The sequence below is a fragment of the Micromonospora sp. PLK6-60 genome, from assembly GCF_019890675.1.
Classification (GTDB): Bacteria; Actinomycetota; Actinomycetes; order Mycobacteriales; family Micromonosporaceae; genus Micromonospora.
On record NZ_JAIOAA010000006.1, the window covers coordinates 151,295 to 174,742 of the forward strand.

A 23,448-nucleotide genomic window follows, 5' to 3' on the forward strand; every position below is an offset into this window, starting at 1 on the left:
CCTGGACGGATCAGCGGAAGCGGAGCGCGGTCGGCCCCTGCACCTTCGAGCCGCGGCGCTGCTTGGCCGGCATGGCGGCCAGCTTTTCGCGCAGCTCGACGGCGTAGGCGGCGAGCGCCTCCACCAGGTCGGGCACCGAGGCGTGCTGCGGCTGCACGTCGACCCGCAGGCCGAACTCCGTCGCCGTCTCCGCCGTCTTGGGCCCGATGACAGCGACAACGGTACGCGCGTGCGGCTTCCCGGCGATACCGACCAGGTTGCGCACCGTCGAGGACGACGTGAAGAGCACCGCGTCGAACCCACCCGACTTGATCGCGTCCCGGATCTCGGCCGGCGGCGGAGCGGCCCGGACGGTCCGGTACGCGGTCACGTCGTCGACCTCCCAGCCGCGCTCGGTGAGCCCGGCGGCCAGCGTCTCGGTGGCGATGTCGGCGCGCGGCAGCAGCACCCGGCCCACCGGGTCGAGCACCTCGTCGTGCGGCGAGAACTCGGCCAGCAGGCCCTCCGAGGACTGCTCCCCGGAGGGGATCAGCTCCGGCTGGATGCCGAAGGCGCGGACCGCGTCGGCGGTCGCCTCGCCGATGCAGGCGATCTTGACGCCGCCGAAGTGGCGGGCGTCCAGGCCGTGCTCGGCGAACTTCTCCCAGACCGCCCGGACCGCGTTCACCGAAGTGAAGATCACCCAGGCGTACCGGCCGTCGACCAGGCCCTTGACCGCCCGCTCCATCTGCGCCGGGGTGCGCGGCGGCTCCACCGCGATGGTCGGCACCTCGCACGGGATGGCCCCGTACGCGCGCAGCCGCGCGCTCATCGCGCCGGCCTGCTCCTTGGTCCGGGGGACGAGCACCTTCCAGCCGTACAGCGGGCGGTTCTCCCACCAGCTCAGCTTGTCCCGCTGGCCCACGCCCTCACCGATGGTGAGCACCACCCGGCCGGTGAAGCCGAGCGCCGCCGCGACGAAGGAGTCCACGGTCGACGTGGTGGTGTACTGCGTCTCGCCGGTGCCGTCGCCGGTCACGCCGACGCCGGTGGTGCCGTCCACCCCGGCGGCCAGCAGGCCGTCCCGGACGGCGGCCAGGTCACCGGCGTCCACGGCCAGCGCCAGCGAGCCCCGGGTGACGGCGGCGGCGAGCGCGTCGAAGTCCAGCGTGCTGACGTCCTCGGCGTCGGCGACGGTGCGTACGCCCGGCAGCGGGACGCCCGCGTAGGTGGCCACACCCGCGGCCTGGCCCACCCCCGGCACCACCTCGAAGTGCGCGGCGGTGCGCGCCACCGCCTGCACCTCCTTGACCACCGAGTCGTGGCCGAACGGGTCGCCGGCCACCAGGTGCACCGCGTTCTGCCCGGAGCGGGCCGCGGAGATCAGCACCTTCGCCACGTCCCCCGGCACGCCCTCGGCGGGGCTGAACTCGGCGTCGGACCTGGCCTGGCCGCGGACGTGGGTCAGCAGCGACTCGGGGACTCCCCGGTCGTACACCACGTGGTCGGCCTCGACCAGGGCGTCGAGCGCCCGGCGGGTCAGCAGGCCCGGGTCGCCGGGGCCGGCCCCGACGAAAGCGATCCGGCCTACGGGCTTACGGGTGCGGGTCATTCTGTGCTCCCAAGTTGCTGGGTCCCCGGGCCGGCGTGTCCTTCTTGGCCGAGGATCGAGTCGGCGCCGAGTTCGAGGAGTTCGGCGGCGAGTGCCTTGCCGATCTCCGCCGCGTCGGCGGGCGTTCCGGTGCGGGACAGCCGGAGGTCACGGGAACCGTCCGGGCTGATCACCGCCCCGCGCAGGTAGATCTCTTCACCGGTCTCACCCTCGGCGAGTTCGCCGTAGGCGGCCACGGGTGCGCTGCACCCGGCCTCCAGGGTGGCCAGCAGGGCCCGTTCCGCGACGACCGCGGCTCGGGACGGTGCGTGGTCGAGCGCGGCGAGCAGCTCGACCAGGTCGTGGTCGTCGACCCGGCACTCCACCGCGAGCGCGCCCTGGGCGGGCGCGGGCAGCATCAGCATCGGGTCGAGCGTTTCGGTGATCACGTCGGCCCGGCCGATCCGGGCCAGCCCGGCCCGGGCCAGCACGACGGCGTCGAGGTCGGCGTCCGGGCCGAGCACCCGGCCCAGCCGGGTGTCGATGTTGCCCCGGATCGGCGTGACCTCCAACTGCAGGCCGAGGGCGTGCAGCTGGGCGATGCGGCGCAGCGCGCCGGTGCCGATCCGGGCGCCGGGCGGCAGCTCGGCCAGCGTACGGCCGCCCTGGGCGACCAGCGCGTCCCGCGGGTCCTGCCGCGGCGGCACCGCCGCGATGTGCAGGCCCGGGGCGTCCGCGGTGGGCAGGTCCTTGTAGGAGTGCACCGCGAAGTCGATGGTGCCGGCGGTCAGCGCGTCCCGCAGCGCCGACACGAACACGCCGACGCCGAGCCGGTGCACCGGGGCCGACGAGCGGTCGCCGGCGGTGATCACCTCGACCAGCTCGACCGGCCGGCCGGTGGCCGCGGTCAGCGCCTCGGCGACGTGCCCGGACTGGGCCATCGCCAGGGTGCTGCCCCGGGTACCGAGGCGCAGGGGGGCGCTCATCGCTCACCTCCGGTGTTCGGGACGTCGGCGGTCGCGGCGGCGACCTCGGCCACCCCGAAGGACGGCCGGCCGGCGCGCTCGGGCTCCACCACGTCGGGCACGGTGTCGACCGGCGAGGTCTGCGGCACCTGGAGGTCGAACAGCTCGCGCAGCAGCGCCGCGTACTGGTCGCCGCCCGGCTCGGCGGCGAGCTGGCGGACCCGCACGGTGGGCTGGTGCAGCAGCCGCTGCACCACCCGGTGCACCGTCCGGGCGACCTCGGCACGCTGGTCGTCGGTGAGGTCGGGGCGGCGCTGGGCGAGCCGGCGCAGCTCGGCGGTGACCACGTCGTCGGCCCGCCCGCGCAGGGCCGCCACGGTGGGCGCCACGTCCGCGCCGCGCAGCCAGGACAGGAACGCCTCCACCTCGGCGGCGACGATCCGGGTGACCTCGGCGGCGTCGGCGGCGGCCGGTCCGTCGGCGAGCACGGCGGCCATCCGGTCGATGTCGATGACCTCGACCCCGGGCAGCTCGGCGACGCCCACCTCGACGTCGCGGGGCACGGCGAGGTCGAGCAGCACCAGCGGCCCGCGCCCGGCGTCCCGGCCGCGCAGCGCCCGGGTCACCACGTCCAGGGTGAGGACCGGTTCGGTGGCCGCCGTGGCGGCCACTACGATGTCCACTGTGGCGAGCGCGGCGACGAGTTCGGCCATCGGGACCGCCTGCGCGCCGTACGACTCGGCCAGCCGCACCGCCCGCTCGGCCCCCCGGTTGGTGACGGTGAGCGGCCCGGCGCCCAGCCGGGACAGCGTCGCCACGCCGAGCGAGCCCATCGCCCCGGCGCCGACCACCATGGCCGGACGCCCGGTGAGGTCGCCGTCGAGGTGGCCGGCGGCCAGCTCCAGCGCGGCGCTGACCACGCTCTGGCCGGCCCGGTCGATGTTGGTCTCGGCGTGGGCCCGCTTCCCCACCCGCAGCGCCTGCTGCATCAGCTCGTGCACCAGCCGGCCGGCCGAGTCCGCCCCGGCGGCCCAGTGGTACGCGTCGCGGAGCTGGCCGAGGATCTGCGCCTCGCCGACCACCATCGAGTCGAGGCCGGCGGCGACCCGGAAGACGTGGTCGACCGCGGCGGAGTCGTAGTGCACGTAAAGGTGGTTGGCCAGGGTGGCCGGCGGCGCGCCGGCCTGCTCGGCGAGGACCGCGCAGATGTCACCGAGGCCGCCGTGGAAGCCGGAGACCGCCGCGTACACCTCCACCCGGTTGCAGGTGGAGACGAGCACGGCCTCGGCGACGTACGGCTGGGCGACCAGGCGGTCCAGGGTGCGGGTGAGTTCGGCGGGGGCCACGGCCAGCCGCTCCAGGGTGGCGACCGGGGCGGTGCGGTAGGACGCGCCGACGACGAGCAGTTTCACGTGCCGATCGCCTCCTGGGTGTCGGTTGCCGCGAGCCCGCCGGGCAGGGCGGTCAGGCCGGTCCCGCCGGTGGCGGGCAGCGCGGTCAGCGACGCCTTGCGGTGCTCGTGGAAGGACAGGATCTGCAACTCGATGGCGAGGTCGACCTTGCGCACGTCGACACCGTCCGGCACCGAGAGTACGCACGGCGCGAAGTTGAGGATGCTCGTGACGCCGGCGGTGACCAGCTGGTCGGCGACGGCCTGGGCGGCCGGCGCCGGGGTGGCGATCACGCCGATCGAGATCGACTCCTCGGCGGCGACCCGGGCCAGCTCGTCGACGTGCTGGACGACCAGGCCGTTGATCTCCTCGCCGACCCGGGAGCGGTCCGCGTCGAAGAGGGCGGCGATGCGGAAGCCGCGGCTGGCGAAGCCGTCGTAGCCGGCCAGGGCGTGACCGAGGTTACCCACGCCGACCAGCGCGACCGACCGGCACTGGGTGAGCCCGAGCACGTACTCGATCTGCTCGATCAGCAGCCCGAGGTCGTAGCCCACCCCCCGGGTGCCGTACGAGCCGAGCTGGGAGAGGTCCTTGCGGAGCTTGGCGGAGTTGACCCCGGCGGCACCGGCCAGCCCCTCGCTGGAGACCGTCTCGTGCCCGGCCTCGGCGAGATTGTGCAGGGCACGGAGGTATTCCGGGAGCCGCGCGACGGTCGCCTCCGGCAGGTCCGGAAGCGCCGGTACGGCACCGGCGCGGCCGGGCGCGCCAGGGTGACGATGCTGACTCATGAGACTCCGTGCGGTGCGATCCTCGGCCGGCTCCGCAGCCCGGCCGTTCTGGGACCCCCGCGCGCGGCCGGGTTCACCGGTCGTGCTAGCGGGGCGCGTCGGAACTACAGCGTAGGCGCTTGTGAAGACGCGCACAAATCGCGATCTTGCTGACTCGCGACGCCCCTCCACCAGCTCCTCCATTCCACAAGATCGATCCGGCCGCCCCCGCCGACGCCGCCCGCCGATTATTGCTCAATTACGACTTCTCTGACCAATCGCGCGCGTGTCGTCGCGCTGCGTCACCACGCCGACGGGGCGCATCTCACCTTCCGGGCCGCGGCGGGGTAGGGAAAACCCCACCCCGGAGACACCGGCTCGCAGGATGGGCCGCGGCGGGCGGTTTTCCTAGCCTGGGTGCATGACCGCCGTATCCCTGGACACCGTCCCGTCGCCGCTGGGCGGCCTGGCCCGCCGGCTGCTGCGCGACACCGCGTACGTGCTGCTCGGCCTCCCGCTCGCGGTGATCGGCTTCGTGGTCGCCGTGGCGGGAATCTCACTCAGCGCCGGCCTCCTGGTGACCACGCTGGGCCTGCCGGTCCTCGCCGGCACCCTCTACGCCATCCGCGCCCTGGCCGACCTGGAGCGGTTCCGGCTGCCCGGCGTGCTCCGCCGACCCCGGATCCGCCCGGTCTACCGCGGCCCGCGCCCCGGCGCCGGGTTCTGGGGCCGGGTGCTCACCCCGATGCGCGACGCGCAGTCCTGGCTCGACGTCACCCACGCGCTGTTCAAGCTGCCGGTGGCGCTGCTCACCTTCGTCCCGCTGCTGGTCTGGTGGGCGGTCGCGATCACCGGCTCGCTCTACTGGGCGTACGACTGGGCCATCCCGCGCGGGCCGGGCGACCAGGACCTCAGCCAGCTGATCGGGATGGGCGACGGGGTGGCCGCGCGGATCTTCCTGAACGTCGCCATCGGGGTGTTCTTCCTGTTCACCCTGCCCCTGATGGCGCGCGGCTGCGCGCTGCTGCAGGCCGCGTTCGCCCGGTCCCTGCTGACCGGCGTGGCCGAGATGCGCAACCGGATCAACACCCTGGAGGACCAGAAGCGGGCCGCCGCGTCCGCCGAGGCGAGCGCCCTGCGCCGGCTGGAACGCGACATCCACGACGGCCCGCAGCAGCGGCTGGTCCGGCTCGCGATGGACCTGAGCCGGGCCCGGCAGCAGCTCGCCGGGGATCCGGAGGCGGCCGGCCGGACCCTGGACGAGGCGGTCGCCCAGACCCGGGAGACCCTGGGCGAGCTGCGCACCCTGTCCCGGGGCATCGCCCCGCCGATCCTGGTCGACCGGGGGCTGCCCAGCGCGCTGGCCGCGCTCGCCGGCCGCTCGCTGGTCCCGGTGGAGCTGGCCGTCGAGCCCGAACTCGGCACCCCCGCCGGGCGCCTCGACCCGGCGCTGGAGAACACCGCGTACTTCGTGGTCGCCGAGGCGCTCACCAACGTGGCCAAGCACAGCGGGGCGACCCGGTGCCAGGTGACGGTCGCCCGCCGGGTGGGTCGGCTGGAGATCGCGGTCGTCGACGACGGGGTGGGCGGCGCGCACCTGGCCAAGGGGCACGGGCTGGCCGGGGTGGCCGACCGGATCCGGGCCACCGGCGGGACGCTGGACGTGCTGAGCCCGGCCGGCGGCCCCACCGAGCTGTACGTCGAGCTGCCCCGGTGAGCCGGCGGGCCCTGCGGGTGGTGCTCGCGGACGACGCCGTACTGCTCCGGGAGGGGCTGGTCCGGCTGCTGACCGAGTCCGGGCACCAGGTGGTGGCCGCCGTCGGCGACGGGGACGCGCTGGTGGCGGCGGTGGTCGCGCACCGGCCCGACGTGTCGCTGGTGGACGTCCGGATGCCACCGACGCACACCGACGAGGGGCTGCGCGCGGCGGTCACCGCCCGCCGGCTGGTGCCGCGTACGCCGGTCCTGGTGCTCTCCCAGTACGTCGAGGTGTCGTACGCCGACGACCTGCTGGCCACCACCGGCGGGGCCGGCGGCGGCGGGATCGGCTATCTGCTGAAGGACCGGGTCGCCGCGATCGACGAGTTCCTGGACGCGCTGGCCCGGGTGGCCGACGGCGGTACGGTGCTCGACCCGGAGGTGGTCGCCCAACTCCTGGTGCGGCGCCGCCGCGACGACCCGCTGGCCGCCCTCACCCCGCGCGAACGCGAGGTGCTGGGCCTGATGGCCGAGGGCCGCTCCAACCCCGCCATCGCCCGCGCCCTGGTGGTCAGCGACGGCGCGGTGGAGAAGCACATCCGCAACATCTTCACCAAGCTCGACCTGCCTCCCGACGCCGACGACCACCGCCGCGTCCTGGCCGTCCTCGCCTACCTGCGGCCCTGACCGGTCAGGAGAGGGTGCGGGCGAGGGTCACCGCCTCGGTGAGGGTGTCCGCCACCGGGTGCGAGGTGGTGCGCAGGTGGGCCGGGTCGGAGAAGCCGCCGGCGTAGAGGACGCAGCGGGCGCCCACCGAGACCGCGGCGTCCGCGTCGTCGATCGAGTCGCCGATCAGCACCACCTCGGCTCCGGTCAGGCCCAGCTCGGCGAGGTGCTTCTCCAGCCACTCGGCCTTCGGGCCGCCGCCGACCTGCGCGCGCAGCCCGTCCACCCGGCTGAAGTGCCCGGTCAGCCCGTAGGTGTGCACGGTCGGCACCAGCTCGTCGTGGAACCACATGGAGAGCAGGGACTGGCTGCCCGGCCAGGCGGCGATCGCCGTCGTCGCGTCGTCGGCCAGCGCGCAGCTGGCCAGCCCGGCCCGGTACGCGTCGTGGAAGATCCGGTCCAGCGCGCCGAACGCCTCGGCGTCGACCGCCCGCCCCAGCATCTCCGCGTAGTAGTCGGCGATCGGCCGGCGGAACCGGACCCGGTGCTCGGCGGCGGTCACCGACGGGCCGCCGGCGCTGGCGAAGGCCGCGTTGGTGGCCCGCACCACCAGGTCGAGGTCGTTGAGCAGGGTGCCGTTCCAGTCCCACACCAGGTGGTGCCGCGTCGAGGTCATCAGCGCACCATAGCGGGGACGGTCAGAGCTGCGGGGTGGTCAGGTCGCGCAGCAGACGGTCCTCCTCCACCCGCCAGTAGCCGTGCTCCTTGCCGTCCAGCAGCACCACCGGCAGCCGGTCGCCGTACTCCCGCTCCAGCTCGACGTCCCCGGTGACGTCCTTCTCGATCCACCGGTCACCGGTGACCGCCACCACCCGGTCCAGCGCCGCGCGGGCCTCGTCGCACAGGTGGCAGCCGGGTCGGGTGATCAGGGCGAGCCGGGCGTCAGTGGACATCGGGCACCTCCGGGTGGGGGCCGGCCGGAGCCGACCGCAGCTGGGACTTACGGACCTTGCCGATCGCCGAGTACGGCAGCGAGTCGACGAACTCGACGTCGGTCGGGCACTTGAACCGGGCCAGGTTACGGGCGCAGTGCGCAAGCAGCTCCGCCCCGGTCACCGACCGGCCGGGCACCGGCACCACGTACGCCCGGACAGTCTCCCCGGTCCGCGGGTGCGGCACGCCGAGGACCGCCGACTCGGCCACCGCCGGATGCGCGCCGAGCACCAGCTCCACCTCGCGCGGATAGACGTTGAAGCCGTTGACCAGGATCAGCTCGCCGAGCCGGTCGACCAGGAACAGGTCCCCGTCCTCGTCGGCGTAGCCGACGTCCCGGGTCGGCCACCAGCCGTCGGCGTCCGGGCCGCCCCGGCCGTCCGGCCAGTAGCCGGAGAAGAGGTTCGCCCCGCGCACCACGATCTCCCCGGGGTCGGTTCCCGGCACCTCCACCGCCAGGTCCGGCTCGTCGGGGTCGTCGTCCGGCTCCGGCCCGCCGTCCGGCCAGAGCACCGTCCCGTCCGGGCCGACCAGGCGCAGCTCGACGCCGGGCAGCGGCCGGCCCACCGAGCCGGGCTTCGGCTCGCCGCCGACCAGCGTCGAGGTGAGCACCGGGGCGGTCTCGGTCAGCCCGTACCCGACGTGCACCGGGTGGCCGGTGGCCTCGGTGAAGCGGGCCGCGACCGCCGGCTCCAGCGGCGCCGCGCCGCAGACCGCGACCCGGACCGTGGCCAGCGCCGCGGTCACCCGCGCGGCGTCCGCGCCGGCCCAGGCCAGGAACATCGACGGTACGCCGACCAGCACGGTGACCGGGTGCCGGGCGAGCACGTCCAGCCCCCCGTCGGGCCCGAGCTCGTCGACCAGCACCCCGGTCGCCCCGTGGTGCAGCACCGCGCCGAGCCCCGAGTTCAGCCCGTACGCGTGGAACAGCGGCAGGGCCAGCAGCACGGTGTCGTCCGGCCCGACCACCGCCGGTTCGATCAGGTCGAGCTGCTCGTGGTTGGCGGTCAACGCCCGGTGCGACAGCATCGCGCCCTTGGGCTGCCCCTCGGTGCCGGAGGTGTACAGCAGCACCGCCAGGTCCTCCCCGCCCCGGACGGGGAACCGGTCCGGGGCGGCGGCGGTCGGCGGCGTGGTGTGCACGGCGGTGAGCGCCGGCAGCGCCGCGGCGATCCCGGCGACCCGGTCCCGGACCTGCGCCGTGCAGATCAGCGTCGTGGCCCCGGAGTCGGCGAGCACGTGCCGCAGCTCCGGCGCGGTGAGTCCCGGGTTCAGCGGCACGGCCACCAGCCCGGCGCGCAGCGCGCCGAGGCAGGCCAGCACGAAGTCGGGCGTGTTGGGCAGCGCGACGGCGATCCGGTCCGGCCGGTCCCCGGCTCCGGTCGCCGCGCCGGCCAGCGCGCCGGCGACGGCGGTCACCGCGGCGTCCAGTTCGGACCAGGTCAGGGTCTGCCCGCGCCAGCTCAGGGCGGGCCGCGCACCGCGGTCGGCGGCGGCCCGGCGGAGCCGGTCGGCGAGGTTCGGCGCGCGGTCGTCTGCTGCGTCCTGCACGGTCGCTGAGTCTGGCACAGCGCGCCGCGGGCGGACCATGCCCGCGTACGCCCCGGGGCCGTCCGGCGGCCCGGAGGTGAGCCGTCGTCGCGGTCCGACCAGGACTTTCATCCCCGCCCCGGCCCGATCGTGAAAGTCAACCGCACACGACGGACAACCGGTCCGCCACTGGTGCGTCGTCCGGAGAAATACTTCCGCTCTGTGTAACGGACTTGCCACCCGCGGGTGACGTTGGCCCTATCATCACTCGGGTCGGCTCACCCCATTTGCCGTGAGTCGACACCCCTCAGCCCGAGGAGGCCCCCGTGCCCGTGAGCGCATTGGACCAGCACCTCAAGGGGATCTGCCGCCCGCCGGCACGTCCCGGACCGGCCCTGCCCCGAGGTGGCGGATCCGGTCCCGTCACGGCCGCGCCGTGGCGCGCGGTGCGACCGACAGCCCACCGGACAGGGGAGGCGCGGTGACGACCTTCGGTTACGCGGAACGACCGGCTGGCCTGGCCGGCCCGACACCCCGCACGGGGATCAACGAACGGCTGACCGGCACCGGCGAGGACGCCTGGGGCCTCGCGGTCCGGGGGGACGAATCCCGCCGGGCGCGCAACCGGTCGTCACAGCACAACGAGGCACCACCCAGACCGGCGTCCCCGGGCGGCAACACCATGCCCGCCGGCCGGGTGGCCGCCCCGGCCCGGCCCGTGATGCCGGCGCAGGGCCGGCGTTCCGCCGAGACCCCCGCGGCGACGGACCCGTCCACCTCGGAGACGGCGGTCCTGCCCGCCGTCCGGCCGGACGGCTCCGCCGCGGAGACCGCGGTCCTGCCCGCCGTCCGGGACGCGACCCCCGCCACCGGCTACCCGAGCCGGCCCGACCCGTCGGATCCGGCCACCGAGGTCTGGACGCTGGTGGAGCGGGCCCAGGCCGGCGAGTCCGAGGCGTTCGGCCTGATCTACGACCGGTACGTGGACACCGTCTTCCGCTTCGTCTACTTCCGGGTCGGCAACCGCCAGCTCGCCGAGGACCTCACCTCGGACACCTTCCTGCGGGCGCTCAAGCGGATCGGCAGCTTCACCTGGCAGGGCCGGGATCTCGGCGCCTGGCTGGTGACGATCGCCCGCAACCTGGTCGCCGACCACTTCAAGTCCGGTCGCTACCGGCTGGAGGTGACCACCGGTGACGTGTTGGACGCCGACCGGGAGGATCGCGGGCCCGAGGGCAGCCCGGAGGCGGCGGTGGTCGAGCACATCACCAACGTCGCCCTGCTCACCGCGGTGACCCAGCTCAACCCGGAGCAGCAGGAGTGCATCGTGCTGCGGTTCCTGCAGGGCTTCTCGGTGGCCGAGACGGCCCGGGCGATGGGCAAGAACGAGGGCGCGATCAAGGCCCTCCAGTATCGGGCGGTGCGCGCACTGGCCCGGCTGCTCCCGGACGGTTTCCAGCCCTGAGCAGTCCCCGCGGACACCGGCCCGGTCCACGCCGGCCGGCCATCCGCCGACCCCGGACCGGTCGCCCCGGCCCGCGCGGGCCGGGTCACCGCCGTCCCGGCCCCCGGCCGCCGTCGCGCCCCGCGCCGGACACGACCTGACGAGCGGAGTCCGGAAATCGACGCCGATGCCGGTCCGGCCGGGGAAAGACCTGCTCAGGGGCTCGGCAGCGCAGTGACGGCCATCACCGACGGTGATTTCGGCGCTCCGCGCCCCGTAACTTGTGCCCGGCGCGGACCGTTTCTCCGGGTGCGACCGGTGGTTGCCCGGCGTCCCCCGGCCCACCCGGTTCGGAAACGCGGTCGACGCGGCCCTGCGCCGCTGGCATACCGCCGCACCGGTCGCTGGTGATCAGCATGGCCGATCGGCCGTGACCAGCGAGAGGAGGTGCCTGCGGTGGACAGCGACCTCTTCTCCCGTCGGCGCGCCGAGCGCTTCTCCCAGCTTCTCGACGAGGCCGACGGCGGCCGGCGGCATCATGTCCGCTCCCGCGCGGACGACCAGCTCGCCCCGCTCGTCACGGTCAGCAAGCGACTGCGGTCCGGACGCCCGGAGGTCGAGGTCGACGCCGGCTTCCGGACCGGCCTGCGGGCGATGCTGGTCGCCACCGCCGAACGCGAGGGCATCGGGGCGGCCACAGTGGAGAACGCCGGGACCGCCAGCGGTCGCGCCACGGCCGGCGCCTCGACCAAGGGTTCCTTCCTGCCGGCGGTGACCGCGCGGCGGGCCCGCGCCCGGGGCGCCGTCCTGGTCGGTGTCGCCGCCGGCGCGATCGCCCTCTCCGGCATCTCCGCGGCCAGCGAGAACGCGGTTCCCGGCGACGCGCTATACGGCATGAAGCGCTCGACCGAACGGGCCCAGCTCGCGCTGGCCAGCTCCGACATCAGCCGGGGACAGCTCTTCCTGGACTTCGCCCGGACCCGCCTCGGCGAGGCCGCCACGATGCGCGGCGACCGGCCCGCCTTCACCGCCGTGCTGGACGACATGGACGCCGACACCCGCCAGGGCGTACGGCTGCTCACCACGACCGCCGCGCAGCGCGCCGAGTCGGCCGGGCTGGACGCGGTCAACGCGTTCCTGACCGGGCAGCGGCGGGAGCTGGCCGGCCTGCTGGGCACCGTCACCCGGGCCGAGCGGGACCGGACGCACCGGTCGATCGCCCTGCTCGACGCGATCCGCAAGCGGTCCGACGGGCTGCGCGCCGCGATCGCCTGCGACCTGCCCCCGTCCGGCAGCGACGCGCTCGGGCCGGTGCCCGACGTCTGTCCCGCCGACCGCTGAGGCCGGCCGGGCACGGCTGCCCGGCCGCCACCCGGTCCGGTGAACGGGCAGCCAGGCACGCCACAGCTACCCGTTCGACCCGGTCGACCGCCGTCCGGCCCGGATACGCTCGCCTGGGCCGACGAGCGGAGGGAGGGCAGTGTGTCCCGCACCAGGAAGGTCACCGTCGCCACCGACCGCCACGGTCACACCAGCGGCTGGGCCGAGACGGAGCAGGCGCCACCGCGCGAGGTCGACCGGACGGCGGCGGCCTTCTTCGACGTCGACAACACGATGATGCAGGGCGCGTCGATCTACTGGTTCGCCCGCGGGCTGGCCGCCCGCAAGTACTTCACCACCGGTGACCTGGCCCGGTTCGCCTGGCAGCAGGCCCGGTTCCGGCTGCTGGCCACGGAGCACGCCGGCGACATGTCGCAGGCCAAGGAGGCGGCGCTGGCCTTCATCGAGGGCTGGCGGGTGGACGACGTGGAACGGCTCGCCGAGGAGATCTTCGACGAGCTGATGGCGCCCCGGATCTGGGCCGGTACGCGCCGGCTGGCGCAACGGCACCTGGATGCCGGCGAGCGGGTCTGGCTGGTCAGCGCGGCCCCGGTGGAGATCGGCCGGGTGATCGCGGACCGGCTCGGGTTGACCGGTGCGATCGGCACGGTGGCCGAGGTGGTGGACGGGGCGTACACCGGCCGGCTGGTCGGCGACCTGATGCACGGGCCGGCCAAGGCGGAGGCGGTCACCCAGCTCGCCGTGGTCGAGGGGCTGGCGCTGGGCCGGTGCGTCGCCTACAGCGACTCCGCCAACGACCTGCCGATGCTCTCCGCGGTGGGCCGGGCGGTGGCCATCAACCCGGACAGCGCCCTGCTCCGGCAGGCCCGGGAACGGGGCTGGGAGGTGCGGGACTTCCGGACCGGGCGGCGGGCGTTCAAGATCGCCGTACCGTCGACCGCCGCGGCGGGGTTGCTGGCCGGCGCGGTCACCGCGGGCCTGGCGATGCAGCGCCGCCGCCGCGCCACCGGCTGACCCGGACCGCACCTGGCCGGGAACGGCGCTGACCGGCGTGGCCAGTGGCCCACGCGGCCGTTCCCCCAGCCGGCCGTTCCCCCACGCGGCCGTTCCCCCACCCGGCCGTTCCCCCACCCGGCCCTTCCCCCACCCGGCCCTTCCCCCACCCGGCCCTTCCCCCACGGCCGTTCCCCCACACGGCCGTTCCACCACACGCCGGCCACCTCGCGCGGCAGTACCCCCTCGCGCGGCAGTACCCCCTCGCCACCGCCGGCCGGCGGGACCCCTTGTTCGCGCCCTACCAACTTGATGTCGTAAACGAATCAGCGCACCGAGACCCGGCCGGACACCGCCACGAGCGTGCGGAATCAGCGCTGGTGACGCCGCCGCAACGACTCCGGCCGGCGAGATCGAAGTTCATCGTGATTCGCCTACGACATCAAGTTGGTAGGCGCCGAGAAGCACTCCCCGGCGATGCCCGCGGCCCCCATCCGGGCCCGCGCGCGACGCCGCCGGGGGGCGACCCACGCCACCGCCCGGAGCGGCGGCCGAGAACTCCCGGTCAGGGGCAGGCCGGGACGGCTGGGCTGCGGACCGGCGGCGAAGCACCGGCCGGCCGGTGCTGATCGGCGCGACGGGCGACGCCGCCGCGCACTCGGGCGATCGCGGCCCGTGCGAGCGGTCCGCACCGCGCAGTCACGGTTGGCGCGGCCGGTCCTCCGCCTGGTGCCCCGGGTTGAACGGGTCGAGGTGCCGTGGCCGGCGGCGCTCAGGGCCCGAACGGGTCGGGGCGGCGTTCCAGCAGCTCGTAGAGGGTGTGCTGGATGGTCTCCCGGACCTGGTCGGCGATGTTGAACACCACCAGCGGGTCGTCGGCCGAGTCGGTGAGGTGGGCGGTCGGGATCGGCGGGCAGAACTGGATCAGCCACTTGCTCGGCAGCGGCACCATGCCCAGCGGCCCGAGCCAGGGGAAGGTCGGCGTCACCGGAAAATATGGCAGCTTGAGCAGCCGGGCCAGCGGCTTGATGTCGGCGAGCATCGGATAGATCTCCTCACCGCCGACGATGGCCACCGGCACGATCGGCGTACCGGTGCGCAGCGCCGCCGAGACGAAGCCGCCCCGCCCGAACCGCTGGAGCTTGTAGCGGTCGGCGTAGAGCTTGCCGACGCCCTTGAACCCCTCCGGGAAGACGCCGACCAGCTCGCCCGTGCCGAGCAGCCGCTCGGCGTCCGGGTTGCAGGCCACCGTGCCGCCGGTCTTGCGGGCGATCTCGGAGACCACCGGCATCCGGAAGACCAGGTCGGCGCCGAGCAGCCGCAGGTAGCGGCGGGCCGGGTGCTGGTCGTGCAGGGCGGCGGAGAGGATCAGCGCGTCCAACGCCACCGTCCCGGAGTGGTTGCCCACCACCAGGCCGGCGCCGGAGTCCGGCACGTGCTCCAGGCCGAACACCTCGGTGCGGAACCAATCCCGGTAGAGCAGCCGCAGCAGCGGGTGGAAGACCGCCCCGGTCAGATCCGGGTCGAACCCGAACTCGTCCACCTCGTAGTCACCGGAGAGCCGCCGGCGCAGGAAGGCCAGCCCGCCGGCGACCCGGCGGTCCCAGGGGTCCCCCGGCCGGTCCGCCACCGCCGGGCCGCCCGGCGGGGCACTGCCGGTCGCGGCGCGGCCGGGTGCGGCCTTCTTCGGCGCGGCCTTCTTCCGGGGGGCAGTGGCCGCGCGGCCGGCACCCTCCGTCGCGGGAGCCGGTGCGGCCGGGCGGCGTTCCGGGGTGGGCACCGGCTCGTCGGTCGCGGCGGTGTCCGGCTCGTCGCGGGGGTCACCGACGGCGGCCCGGCGGGCGGTCCGCCGGTGCCCGTTGCGCAGGGCCGGCTCCACGTCCGGTCCGGCCACGTCCAGCGGTACGTCGTACCGGCCGGGCTCGCGCCGCTCGTCGGTCACTGCCGCTCCTCCATGGTCGCGCGCACCTGCCGGATCCCCTCCAGGACGAGCTGCTCGGCGGCGGCCAACTGGCCCCGGGTGAGCAGCGAGCCACCGTGGTGGGCGCGGATGAAGTCCTCGAAGGCCGCCGCGGTCGAGCGGGGCGTGAAACCGTACTCGCGCTCCAGCCGGGTGGTGTCGACGACCCGGCCGTGCACGAAGAGGTCGACCTGGTCCAGGCCGTACCGGCCGAAGCCGAGGTTGCGGGCCAGCGCGGCGGCCCCGGACAGGCCCGGCTCCAGCACCGGCACCGCGACCCGACCGGCCCGGCGGATCGCCTGGGAGAGGGAGAGCACCCCCGGACCGGCGACGTTGTACGTCCCCGGGTGCTCCTCGACGATCGACCGGTGCAGCACCTCCAGGGCGTCGTCGAAGTGCACGAACTGCAACCGGGGGTCGCGGCCGAAGACGGTGGGCACCAGCGGCTGGGCGAAGTAGCGGGTGAGGGTGGTGTCGGCGGTCGAACCGATGAACGGGGCGAACCGCAGCACGGTGGCGGTGACGTCGGGCCGGCGCCGGCGGAACCCGCGGACGTACCCCTCGATGTCGAGGATGTCGCGGCCGAAACCGCCGCGCGGCACCTCGCGCGGCTCGGTCTCCTCGGTGAAGACGGCCGGGTCGCGGAACGACGCCCCGTAGGCGGCGGTGGAGGAGCGGACGACCAGCTTGCGCAGCCGGGGCGCCCGCTGGCAGGCGGCGAGCAGCTGCATGGTGCCGATGACGTTCTGGTCCTTCATCGCCGACCGGCCGCCGTGCTGCGGGTCGGGGGCGCTGACCAGCGCCAGGTGCACCACCGCGTCGACCTCGAGGTCGGCGAGGAGGCCGCCGAGCGAGCCCAGGTCGAGCCGGACCCGCTCGACCCGGTCGAGCAGGTCGGTGACCTCGGGGCCGGGCGAGGTGGGATCGACGCCGATCACCCGCTGGATGCGCGGGTCGGTGGCCAGCCGGGCCGCGACGTGCGCGCCCAGGTAGCGGCCGACCCCGGTGACGACGACGACCCCCGGCGCACCTGAGGTGTCACCGGGGGTCATGTCGCGCTCCCACCTCGGCAGGCGGGATCGAGCCGGATCGTCCACGGCCTGATCACCTGAGCCTCCGAGGGTCGACAGTTGGCAGGTGCCGGGGCAGCCGGGCCGGGCCCGGCCCCGGTCACTTGCCGAGACGGCGACGCTGGACGCGGGTCTTGCGCAGCAGCTTGCGGTGCTTCTTCTTAGCCATGCGCTTGCGGCGCTTCTTGACCACCGAGCCCATACGACAGCCTTTCGATGCAACGTTCGGGGCGGGCCGTGCCGTCGCCACCTCGGGTGGCGCGCACGATCGCTTCGGACAACGGACCGGACCAGTCAGCTGGGCGTCGGGGCGCACCACTGCGCGGTCACGGTCGGGGTCCAGGGTAGCCGGAGTGCGTCAGCAGGACCAACGCGACCCCGTCGATGCCCGTTACGTCGCACTCGGCGGTGCACCCGGTGGCCCCTCAGGCGGTCTCCTGAAAGGCGCCCCGCAGGTATTCGTGCACCGCGTGCTCGGGGACCCGGAACGACCGACCGACCCGGACCGCGGTGAGCTCACCGCTGTGCACCAGGCGATAGACCGTCATCTTGGAGACCCGCATCACCGTCGCCACCTCGGCGACGGTGAGGAACCTGACATCCGACAGCCGACCGTCGGACTGCGACCCGGCCATGGCTTCACCGACCCATCCCATGCCCGGCGCGTGCCACCGGCCGCGGAACTCCCGCTCCGACGGGCAACGCGCGTGTTACCAGTACGGTAGCGGGACGGCTGTGACCGGCGCGATCCCTTCCTGCGAATGATCATGCGGAAACGCCGGTTCACCCGACCGTGAGCTGCGGTTTTCCGCCCTCTCGGTGCCGGCCGTCCGGTTCGCGGCCGGCCCCCTCACTCGGCCCGCAGCGCCACCACCGGGTCGAGCCGGCCGGCCCGCTGCGCGGGCACCACGCCGAAGACGATGCCCACCGCCGCCGAGACCCCGAAGGCCAGCGCCAGCGACCACCAGGTGATCGCGGCGGGCACCGGCGAGAGCGCGTCCGCGGCCAGCGCCGCCCCCACCCCGAGCGCCATCCCGAGCAGCCCACCGAGCGAGGTGAGCAGCACCGCCTCCAGCAGGAACTGCAGGCCGATGTCCCGGGGCCGGGCGCCGACCGCCTTGCGCAGGCCGATCTCCCGGGTCCGCTCCCGCACCGAGACCAGCATGATGTTGGAGACGCCCACCCCGCCCACCAGCAGCGAGATGCCGGCGATGGCGGCGAGCACCCCGGTCAGTACGCCGAGGATGTCCCCCAGCACGCCGAGGATCTGCTGCTGGGTGACGGCGCTGAACTCGGTGTCCGGGTGCCGCCGGGTCAGCTCCGCCACGATCCGGTCGCCGAGCGCGTCGATCCGTTCCCGGTCCGGTGCCTTGACCGCGATCCCGTCGATCCGCTGGGTGCCGTAGAGCCGGTGCGCGGCGGTGACCGGGATGTGCACCTCGTCGTCCCGGTCCACGCCGAGGCTCTGCCCGAGCGGCGCGAAGACCCCGATCACCCGGAACCGCACCCCGGCGATGCTGACCTGCTGGCCGATCGGGTCCCGGTCCGGGAACAGGGCGCCGGCCACCGACGCGCCGAGGACGGCCACCCGGCGGCTGGTGTCCACGTCGGAGGCGGTCAGGTAGCTGCCCCGGCCGAGCTGCCGGGTGAACACCGACGGCGTCGTCTCCAGCACCCCCTGCACGGTGGTGAAGTCGGCGCGGCGGCCGGCGCGTACCGTCTCGCCGGAGGCCACCGTGACCGCGACCCGCGCCGGGTCGCCGACCACCCGGGTCACCGCGTCCACGTCGGCCAGCGACAGCCGGGAGACGGCGGGGGCCGCGCCAATGTCGATCTTGCCGGGCACCACCACCAGCAGGTTGGAGCCGAGCCCCTCGACCTGCCGCTCCACCTCGCGCTTCGCGCCGGTGCCGATGGCCACCAGCACCACCACCGAGGCGACCCCGATGATCACCCCGAGCATGGTGAGCGCGCTGCGCATCCGGTTGGCCCGCAGCGCGTCCAACGCCACCCGCCACGCCTCGGCGAACCTCACCGGACCCCGCCCACCGGTTCGGCGCCGCCGGCCGCCGCGGCCTCGGCCGGGCCGGGCGGCGCCGCGCTGTCCGAGACCACCACACCGTCGCGCATGGCGATCCGGCGGCGCGCCCGGCCGGCCACCTCGTTGTCGTGGGTGACCAGCACCAGGGCCACCCCGGACTCGGTGTTCAACTCCTCCAGCAGCGCCAGCACGGCCTGCCCGTTCACGGTGTCCAGGTTGCCGGTCGGCTCGTCGGCGAGCAGCACCGTGGGATCGGTGACCAGCGCCCGGGCGATCGCCACCCGCTGCTGTTCGCCGCCGGAGAGCTGGTTGGGCCGGTGGTCCAGCCGGTGCCCGAGCCCGACCCGGCCGAGCATCGCGGCCGCGCGCTCGCGCCGCTGCCGGGCGCCCATCCCCCGGTAGACCAGGGGCAGCGCCACATTGTCCACCGCCGAGGTCCGGGACAGCAGGTGGAACGCCTGGAAGACGAAGCCGATGGTGCGGTTGCGCAGGGTCGCCAGCTCCGGCGGCGTCAGCGAGCCGACGTCCCGGCCGCCGATCACCAGCCGCCCGCCGGTCGGCCGGTCCAGCCCGCCGAGCAGGTGCATCAGGGTGGACTTGCCCGACCCGGACGGCCCGATCACCGCCAGGTAGTCCCCGGGGTCGACGGTGAGCGTCACCCCGCGCAGGGCCGGCACGGACACCCCGTCCAGCTGGTACGTCCGGGACACGTCGACCGCCTCGATCGCCGGCACCCCGGCCGGCAGCCCGCCGGTCACCGGCCCGCCACCCCGCTCACTTCAGCTCCTGCCCGACCCGGACCCGGTCGGCGCCGCGCACCACGATCCGGTCGCCGGCCCGCACCCCGCTGACGATCTGCACCAGATCCGGCCCCTGCACCCCGACGGTGACCGGCACCCGGTCCGCCCGGCCGTCGCGCAGCAACCAGACCGCGTCCCCACCGTCGGCGGAGAAGACCGCCGAGGCGGGTACGGCCACCGCGTCGGCGGCCTCGCGTACCCGCAGGTGGACCAGGGCGTTCATGCCGGGGCGCGGGGTGGGCGCGGGTTCCCCCTCGCCCTGGTGCCCCCGCTCCAGGGACAGCCGCACCCGGTAGGTCACCCCGCCCCGGGCCGAGGTGCTGGGCAGCACGTCCACCGAGCGGACCCGGGCCTGGTACGTCGCCCCGGTGACCGCGTCCAGCTCCACCGTCGCGGTCAGGCCCGGCCGGACCAGCAGCACGTCCGTCTCGTCCACCTCGGCGAGCAGGCCGAGCTGCCCGGTGTCCACGACGGTCAGCACCGGCGTGCCGGCGGTGACCCGGCCGCCCTGCGGCACCGCGTCGTCCACCCCGGCCGGCGGGCCGCCCCGGTCGGTCGGGGCGAAGGCCGACGGGTCGATGCCGGCCGCCGCGCTGCCCCCGCCGGCCGCGCCGAGCAGCCCCGCCAGGTCGGCCGGCGCCGCCGCCCGGGTGCCACCGGGCTGCACCACCCCGGCGATCGGGGCGCGCAGGGTCAACGCGTCGACGGTCGCCTTCGCCAGGTCGTACGCCTGCTGGGCCTGGAGCCGCTGGGCGGTGGCGAGCGCGCCGACGGCCGAGTTCAGGTTCCGCACCCCGCGCTGCACCGAACGGACCGCCTCGTCGGCGGCCCGGGCGGCCGACTCGTACTGCCGCTGCGCGGAGTCCACCTGCACCAGCAGCGCGTCGCGCAGCCGCGGGTCACCGATCTTCGCGGCGGCGGCCCGCGCCGCGTCGTACGCCTCGGTCGCGGCCTGGTCGGTGCCCCGGCGGCGGCTGACCAGGCCGCCGCCGCCGGACCCGCCCGCCCGCTGCGCGGCCTCGAGGGCGCGGCGGGCCTGGCGGAGCCGGTCCTGGGCCTGCGGCGAGCTGACCACCGCCAGCACCTGGCCCTTGCGTACCCGCTGTCCGGGTTGGACGCGCAGGCTGGCCAGGGTGCCGTCGGCGGGTGCGGTGAGGGTGGCGGCGGCCCGGGCGGTCACCGTGGCGGAGGCGTCGATCACCTCGGTGACGGCGGCGCGGCCCACCTCGGCGAGGGCGACGGGGGACTGCTCCGCATCGCAGGAGGCGGCGGTGGCGCCGGTCAGCGCGACGACGGCGGCGAGGGCGGTGAACAGGCGGGCAGGGCGGGGCGCGGCTGACCGCGGCGGGTGGGTGCGGACCACCCGGCCATGCTACGACCCGTCGACGCCGATCGACGCGGTCAGACCGGGTCGCCGGCGAGCCGGAGCAGGGTCTTGTCGACCGCCCAGAGGGCGACCAGCAGGACCGCAGGCACCGGGCGACCGGCCAGCGCCAGCAGCACCGCCCCGGTGAGGAAGCAGGCGGCCTGCGCGGCGAGCTTGGCCGGCGCGGGCAGCGTCACGGTGGCTCGCGGCGAGCAGAACAGGCCCCAGACGACGGCGATCAGCAGCGGCGCGCCGAGCCCGGCCAGCAGCCGGACCGGCCAGCCGGCGTCGAGGGTGAAGCCCCACCAGCCGGCGGCGGCGAGCAGCGCCAGTTCGAGCAGGAAGGCGAGTGCCAGCAGGATGCCCTTCACGCGGATCTCCAGTCCCGGTACGCGGTGTCCAGGGTGGCCACCAGTTGGTCGAAGGAGCGGTCGATGCCGCGCGGCAGGCCGAACCCGCCCGCCGCCTCCAGCGTCACGAAACCGTGCACGGCGCTGCGGAAGATCCGGGCCGCGTCGACGGCGTCGTCGCCGGTGAGTCCGTAGCCGCGCAGGATGGCGTAGACCGCGCCGAGGGCGCGCTCCCCCGCCGCCACGTGCTCCGGGTCGTCCGCCGCCGGCACCCGCTGCGCCGCCGGGTACCGGCCGGGGTGCCGGTGGGCGTAGTCGCGCCAGGCCCCGGCCACCGCGCGCAGCGCGTCGGCGCCGGAGCGGCCGGCCGCCGCCGCGGTCATCGCCTCGGCCAGCTCACCGACGGCGAGCGCGGCGAGCTGCTGGTCGAGCGCGTCCGCGCCCCGCACGTGCTTGTAGAGGCTGGGCAGCGCGACGCCGAGCCGGCCGGCGAGCGCGGCCAGGGTGAGCCGGTGGTAACCGACCTCGTCGGCGAGCACGGCGGCCGCGCGGACCACGGTCGCCGGGGTCAGCCCGGCCCTAGGCACGGGCGGTCACCGCCAGGAACTCGATCAGGTCGGCGGCGGTGGCGTCGGGCTGGTCCGCGTACGGGTAGTGGCCGGAGTCGGCGATCATCCGGGCCTCGGCGACCGGGAACTGCCGCCGGGCGGCCCGCGCCTGCGCGGCGGGGTCGCGGAAGTCCGGGTCCTTCGCGCCCATCAGGACCAGGACCGGTTGCCGCACCGCGCGGGCCCGTTCGGTCCAGTGCGGCTCGACCGGTGCCACCACACCACGGACCGCGTCCATCCGGCCGCGCAGCCGGGCGACCATTTCCCGGCGGAACGCGGCGTCGTCGGCGGGCCGAACGTCCGCGAAGCGGGTGCGGTGGAAGAGCCCGAACAGCCGTGGGCTGAGCAGCACCAGGTCCTGCGCCAGCAGCAGGAGGCGGTTCGGCCGCGCGACGAACGGGCCGATCTGCACGATGCCGTTGACCAGCTCGGGCGCGTCGGCGGCGGCGAACACCACGGCCGCGCCGCTGGACGACGCGCCCACCAGGGTGGCCGGCCCCCCGCCGAGCTCGCGGACCACGGCGAGCAGGTCGGCGCCCACCTCCGCCGGGGTGTACGACGGCCAGCGCGAGCTGGAGTCGCCGTGGCCTCGCACGTCGACGGCGGCGACCCGGTAGCCGGCCGCCACCAGCCGGGGCACCAGGTGCCGGAAGGCGGCCCGGAACTCCCCCATGGCGTGCGAGAGGACCACCAGCGGGCCCGCCCCGTGCACCTCGTAAGCGATCGTTCCACCGTCCCGGACCACGCGGCTAATCTCCATAGCCATTAAGCTAACCCCATTAGCCACTTCCGTCAAGGGCCCGGAAAACCGACCGGCCCGGTCCCGCCGAAGGCGGAGAACCGGGCCGGCGCGAGCCGATTCGGGGCTACTTCTTGGAGACCAGGGCGCGGCCGAAGAAGGCCAGGTTGGCGGGGCGCTCGGCGAGCCGGCGCATCAGGTAGCCGTACCACTGGTCGCCGTAGGGCACGTAGGTGCGCACCGTGTAGCCCTCGCCGACCAGCCGGGCCTGCTCCTCCGGGCGGATGCCGTACAGCATCTGGAACTCGAACCGGTCCGGGCCGCGGTCGAACCAGCGGGCCCGGTCCTCGCCGATCGCGATCAGCCGGGGGTCGTGGGTGGCCAACATCGGATAGCCGTCGCCGGACATCAGCACGTTCAGGCAGCGTACGTAGGACTTGTCCACCTCGCGGGCGGACTGGTACGCCACCGACTCCGGCTCCTTGTACGCCCCCTTGCACAGCCGCACCCGGGAACCCGCGTCGGCCAGCACCCGGCAGTCCGACTCGGTCCGCCGCAGGTACGCCTGGAGCACCGCGCCGGTCGACGGGAAGTCCTTGCGCAGCCGGGCCAGCACGTCCAGCGTCGAGTCGGTGGTGGTGTGGTCCTCCATGTCCAGGGTGACCGTGGTCCCCACCGCGTCCGCCGCCGCGCAGATCGCCCGGGCGTTCTCGTACGCGAGCCGCTCGTCGAACAGCTGCCCGAGCGCGGAGAGCTTCACGCTCACCTCGGCGCCCGGGGTCAGCCCGGCGGCGCCGAGCAGCCGCAGCAGTTTGAGGTATTCGTCCCGGGTGGCGTTCGCCTGCTCGGGGTTGGTGGTGTCCTCGCCCAGATAGTCGAGGGTGACCGCTTGGCCGCCGTCGACGAGCGCGCGGGTCGCGCGCAGCGCGTCGTCGGTGCCGGCGCCGGCGACAAACCGGCGGACGACGTCCCGGGTGAACGGGGCCGTCGCGACGAGCCGCTCGACCTGGGATGACCGGGAGGCGGCGAGGATGACGGAACGGAGCATGAGCCGAGCGTAACGCCCACCCCGGAGCCCCCGCCGAGCGGCGGCCGAAGGTGTAAGGAGGGGCCCCCTGTTAACGCATTTTGCATAGGCGGGGCCCCCTGTTAACAC

General features: G+C 75.1%; 23 protein-coding genes. 5 read left to right on the plus strand and 18 right to left on the minus strand.

Translation table 11 applies throughout. From position 1 onward, the window contains the following. Positions 1 to 10: 10 nt before the first annotated feature. Genes K7640_RS14070 through K7640_RS14085 form a run of 4 tightly spaced genes read right to left on the minus strand, consistent with a single transcriptional unit; the run spans position 11 to position 4,714 of the window. Positions 11 to 1,591, minus strand: coding sequence for a uroporphyrinogen-III synthase (locus tag K7640_RS14070; protein WP_222955257.1), 1,581 nt, complete (start codon positions 1,589 to 1,591; stop codon positions 11 to 13). Beyond that, entirely contained in the window at positions 1,588 to 2,556 is a 969-nt protein-coding gene (hemC, locus tag K7640_RS14075) for a hydroxymethylbilane synthase (protein ID WP_222955258.1), read from the minus strand. The genes K7640_RS14070 and hemC overlap by 4 nt, the downstream gene beginning before the upstream one ends. Next, positions 2,553 to 3,947: a glutamyl-tRNA reductase gene (locus K7640_RS14080; protein WP_308042553.1), complete on the minus strand. Its 1,395-nt coding sequence runs from the start codon at positions 3,945 to 3,947 to the stop codon at positions 2,553 to 2,555. The genes hemC and K7640_RS14080 overlap by 4 nt, the downstream gene beginning before the upstream one ends. After that, complete coding sequence (locus K7640_RS14085) at positions 3,944 to 4,714, minus strand: redox-sensing transcriptional repressor Rex (protein WP_222955259.1); 771 nt, start codon at positions 4,712 to 4,714, stop codon at positions 3,944 to 3,946. Before K7640_RS14085 ends, K7640_RS14080 begins: the two co-directional genes overlap by 4 nt. 400 nt (positions 4,715 to 5,114) lie before the next feature. On the opposite strand from K7640_RS14085, the gene K7640_RS14090 reads away from it, so the two are divergent. After that, positions 5,115 to 6,410 (plus strand): sensor domain-containing protein, encoded by a 1,296-nt coding sequence (locus K7640_RS14090; protein WP_222955260.1) that lies wholly within the window; start codon positions 5,115 to 5,117, stop codon positions 6,408 to 6,410. 11 nt (positions 6,411 to 6,421) lie between these two features. Further along, entirely contained in the window at positions 6,422 to 7,078 is a 657-nt protein-coding gene (locus tag K7640_RS14095; protein WP_222955482.1) for a response regulator transcription factor, read from the plus strand. 4 nt (positions 7,079 to 7,082) lie between these two features. Here the strand turns inward: K7640_RS14095 and K7640_RS14100 are convergent, their stop codons facing one another. The 3 genes from K7640_RS14100 to K7640_RS14110 are packed head-to-tail and all read right to left on the minus strand — an operon-like array spanning position 7,083 to position 9,640. Beyond that, on the minus strand, positions 7,083 to 7,733 hold the full coding sequence (locus tag K7640_RS14100) for an HAD family hydrolase (protein WP_222955261.1): 651 nt from the start codon (positions 7,731 to 7,733) through the stop codon (positions 7,083 to 7,085). Between the two features lie 22 nt (positions 7,734 to 7,755). After that, the gene (locus K7640_RS14105; protein ID WP_222955262.1) at positions 7,756 to 8,010 is read right to left on the minus strand and encodes a glutaredoxin family protein; all 255 of its coding nucleotides are present in this window, start codon (positions 8,008 to 8,010) and stop codon (positions 7,756 to 7,758) included. Continuing rightward, positions 8,000 to 9,640 (minus strand): AMP-binding protein, encoded by a 1,641-nt coding sequence (locus K7640_RS14110; RefSeq protein ID WP_222955483.1) that lies wholly within the window; start codon positions 9,638 to 9,640, stop codon positions 8,000 to 8,002. The genes K7640_RS14105 and K7640_RS14110 overlap by 11 nt, the downstream gene beginning before the upstream one ends. Before the next feature lie 421 nt (positions 9,641 to 10,061). Between K7640_RS14110 and K7640_RS14115 the strand changes: the two genes are divergently transcribed. The 3 genes from K7640_RS14115 to K7640_RS14125 all read left to right on the plus strand — a co-directional run bounded on the left by K7640_RS14115 (position 10,062) and on the right by K7640_RS14125 (position 13,379). Continuing rightward, the gene (locus tag K7640_RS14115; RefSeq protein ID WP_222955263.1) at positions 10,062 to 11,045 is read left to right on the plus strand and encodes an ECF subfamily RNA polymerase sigma factor, BldN family; all 984 of its coding nucleotides are present in this window, start codon (positions 10,062 to 10,064) and stop codon (positions 11,043 to 11,045) included. A 435-nt stretch (positions 11,046 to 11,480) separates the two neighbouring features. Next, positions 11,481 to 12,365: a DUF5667 domain-containing protein gene (locus tag K7640_RS14120; RefSeq protein ID WP_222955264.1), complete on the plus strand. Its 885-nt coding sequence runs from the start codon at positions 11,481 to 11,483 to the stop codon at positions 12,363 to 12,365. A gap of 39 nt (positions 12,366 to 12,404) precedes the next feature. Next, positions 12,405 to 13,379 (plus strand): HAD family hydrolase, encoded by a 975-nt coding sequence (locus tag K7640_RS14125; protein WP_374198087.1) that lies wholly within the window; start codon positions 12,405 to 12,407, stop codon positions 13,377 to 13,379. A gap of 751 nt (positions 13,380 to 14,130) precedes the next feature. Here the strand turns inward: K7640_RS14125 and K7640_RS14130 are convergent. From K7640_RS14130 to K7640_RS14180, 11 genes are all read right to left on the minus strand, one after another. After that, the gene (locus tag K7640_RS14130; RefSeq protein ID WP_222955484.1) at positions 14,131 to 14,988 is read right to left on the minus strand and encodes a lysophospholipid acyltransferase family protein; all 858 of its coding nucleotides are present in this window, start codon (positions 14,986 to 14,988) and stop codon (positions 14,131 to 14,133) included. A 308-nt stretch (positions 14,989 to 15,296) separates the two neighbouring features. Beyond that, positions 15,297 to 16,370 (minus strand): NAD-dependent epimerase/dehydratase family protein, encoded by a 1,074-nt coding sequence (locus tag K7640_RS14135; protein WP_222955266.1) that lies wholly within the window; start codon positions 16,368 to 16,370, stop codon positions 15,297 to 15,299. A gap of 118 nt (positions 16,371 to 16,488) precedes the next feature. Further along, a complete protein-coding gene (locus K7640_RS14140) occupies positions 16,489 to 16,590 on the minus strand; it encodes a 30S ribosomal protein bS22 (RefSeq protein WP_007465623.1) in 102 nt (33 codons plus the stop codon). A gap of 223 nt (positions 16,591 to 16,813) precedes the next feature. Then, positions 16,814 to 17,023: a helix-turn-helix domain-containing protein gene (locus K7640_RS14145; protein ID WP_089005106.1), complete on the minus strand. Its 210-nt coding sequence runs from the start codon at positions 17,021 to 17,023 to the stop codon at positions 16,814 to 16,816. Between the two features lie 215 nt (positions 17,024 to 17,238). Continuing rightward, positions 17,239 to 18,423 (minus strand): ABC transporter permease, encoded by a 1,185-nt coding sequence (locus K7640_RS14150; protein WP_222955267.1) that lies wholly within the window; start codon positions 18,421 to 18,423, stop codon positions 17,239 to 17,241. Next, on the minus strand, positions 18,420 to 19,187 hold the full coding sequence (locus K7640_RS14155) for an ABC transporter ATP-binding protein (RefSeq protein WP_308042554.1): 768 nt from the start codon (positions 19,185 to 19,187) through the stop codon (positions 18,420 to 18,422). The genes K7640_RS14150 and K7640_RS14155 overlap by 4 nt, the downstream gene beginning before the upstream one ends. Before the next feature lie 16 nt (positions 19,188 to 19,203). Further along, complete coding sequence (locus K7640_RS14160) at positions 19,204 to 20,592, minus strand: efflux RND transporter periplasmic adaptor subunit (protein WP_222955268.1); 1,389 nt, start codon at positions 20,590 to 20,592, stop codon at positions 19,204 to 19,206. A gap of 38 nt (positions 20,593 to 20,630) precedes the next feature. Continuing rightward, positions 20,631 to 20,966, minus strand: coding sequence for a YrdB family protein (locus tag K7640_RS14165; protein WP_222955269.1), 336 nt, complete (start codon positions 20,964 to 20,966; stop codon positions 20,631 to 20,633). Next, complete coding sequence (locus tag K7640_RS14170; RefSeq protein ID WP_222955270.1) at positions 20,963 to 21,532, minus strand: TetR/AcrR family transcriptional regulator; 570 nt, start codon at positions 21,530 to 21,532, stop codon at positions 20,963 to 20,965. The genes K7640_RS14165 and K7640_RS14170 overlap by 4 nt, the downstream gene beginning before the upstream one ends. Next, on the minus strand, positions 21,525 to 22,313 hold the full coding sequence (locus tag K7640_RS14175) for an alpha/beta fold hydrolase (RefSeq protein WP_222955271.1): 789 nt from the start codon (positions 22,311 to 22,313) through the stop codon (positions 21,525 to 21,527). Before K7640_RS14175 ends, K7640_RS14170 begins: the two co-directional genes overlap by 8 nt. Before the next feature lie 106 nt (positions 22,314 to 22,419). Continuing rightward, the gene (locus K7640_RS14180; RefSeq protein ID WP_222955272.1) at positions 22,420 to 23,340 is read right to left on the minus strand and encodes a proline dehydrogenase family protein; all 921 of its coding nucleotides are present in this window, start codon (positions 23,338 to 23,340) and stop codon (positions 22,420 to 22,422) included. Positions 23,341 to 23,448 lie beyond the last annotated feature (108 nt).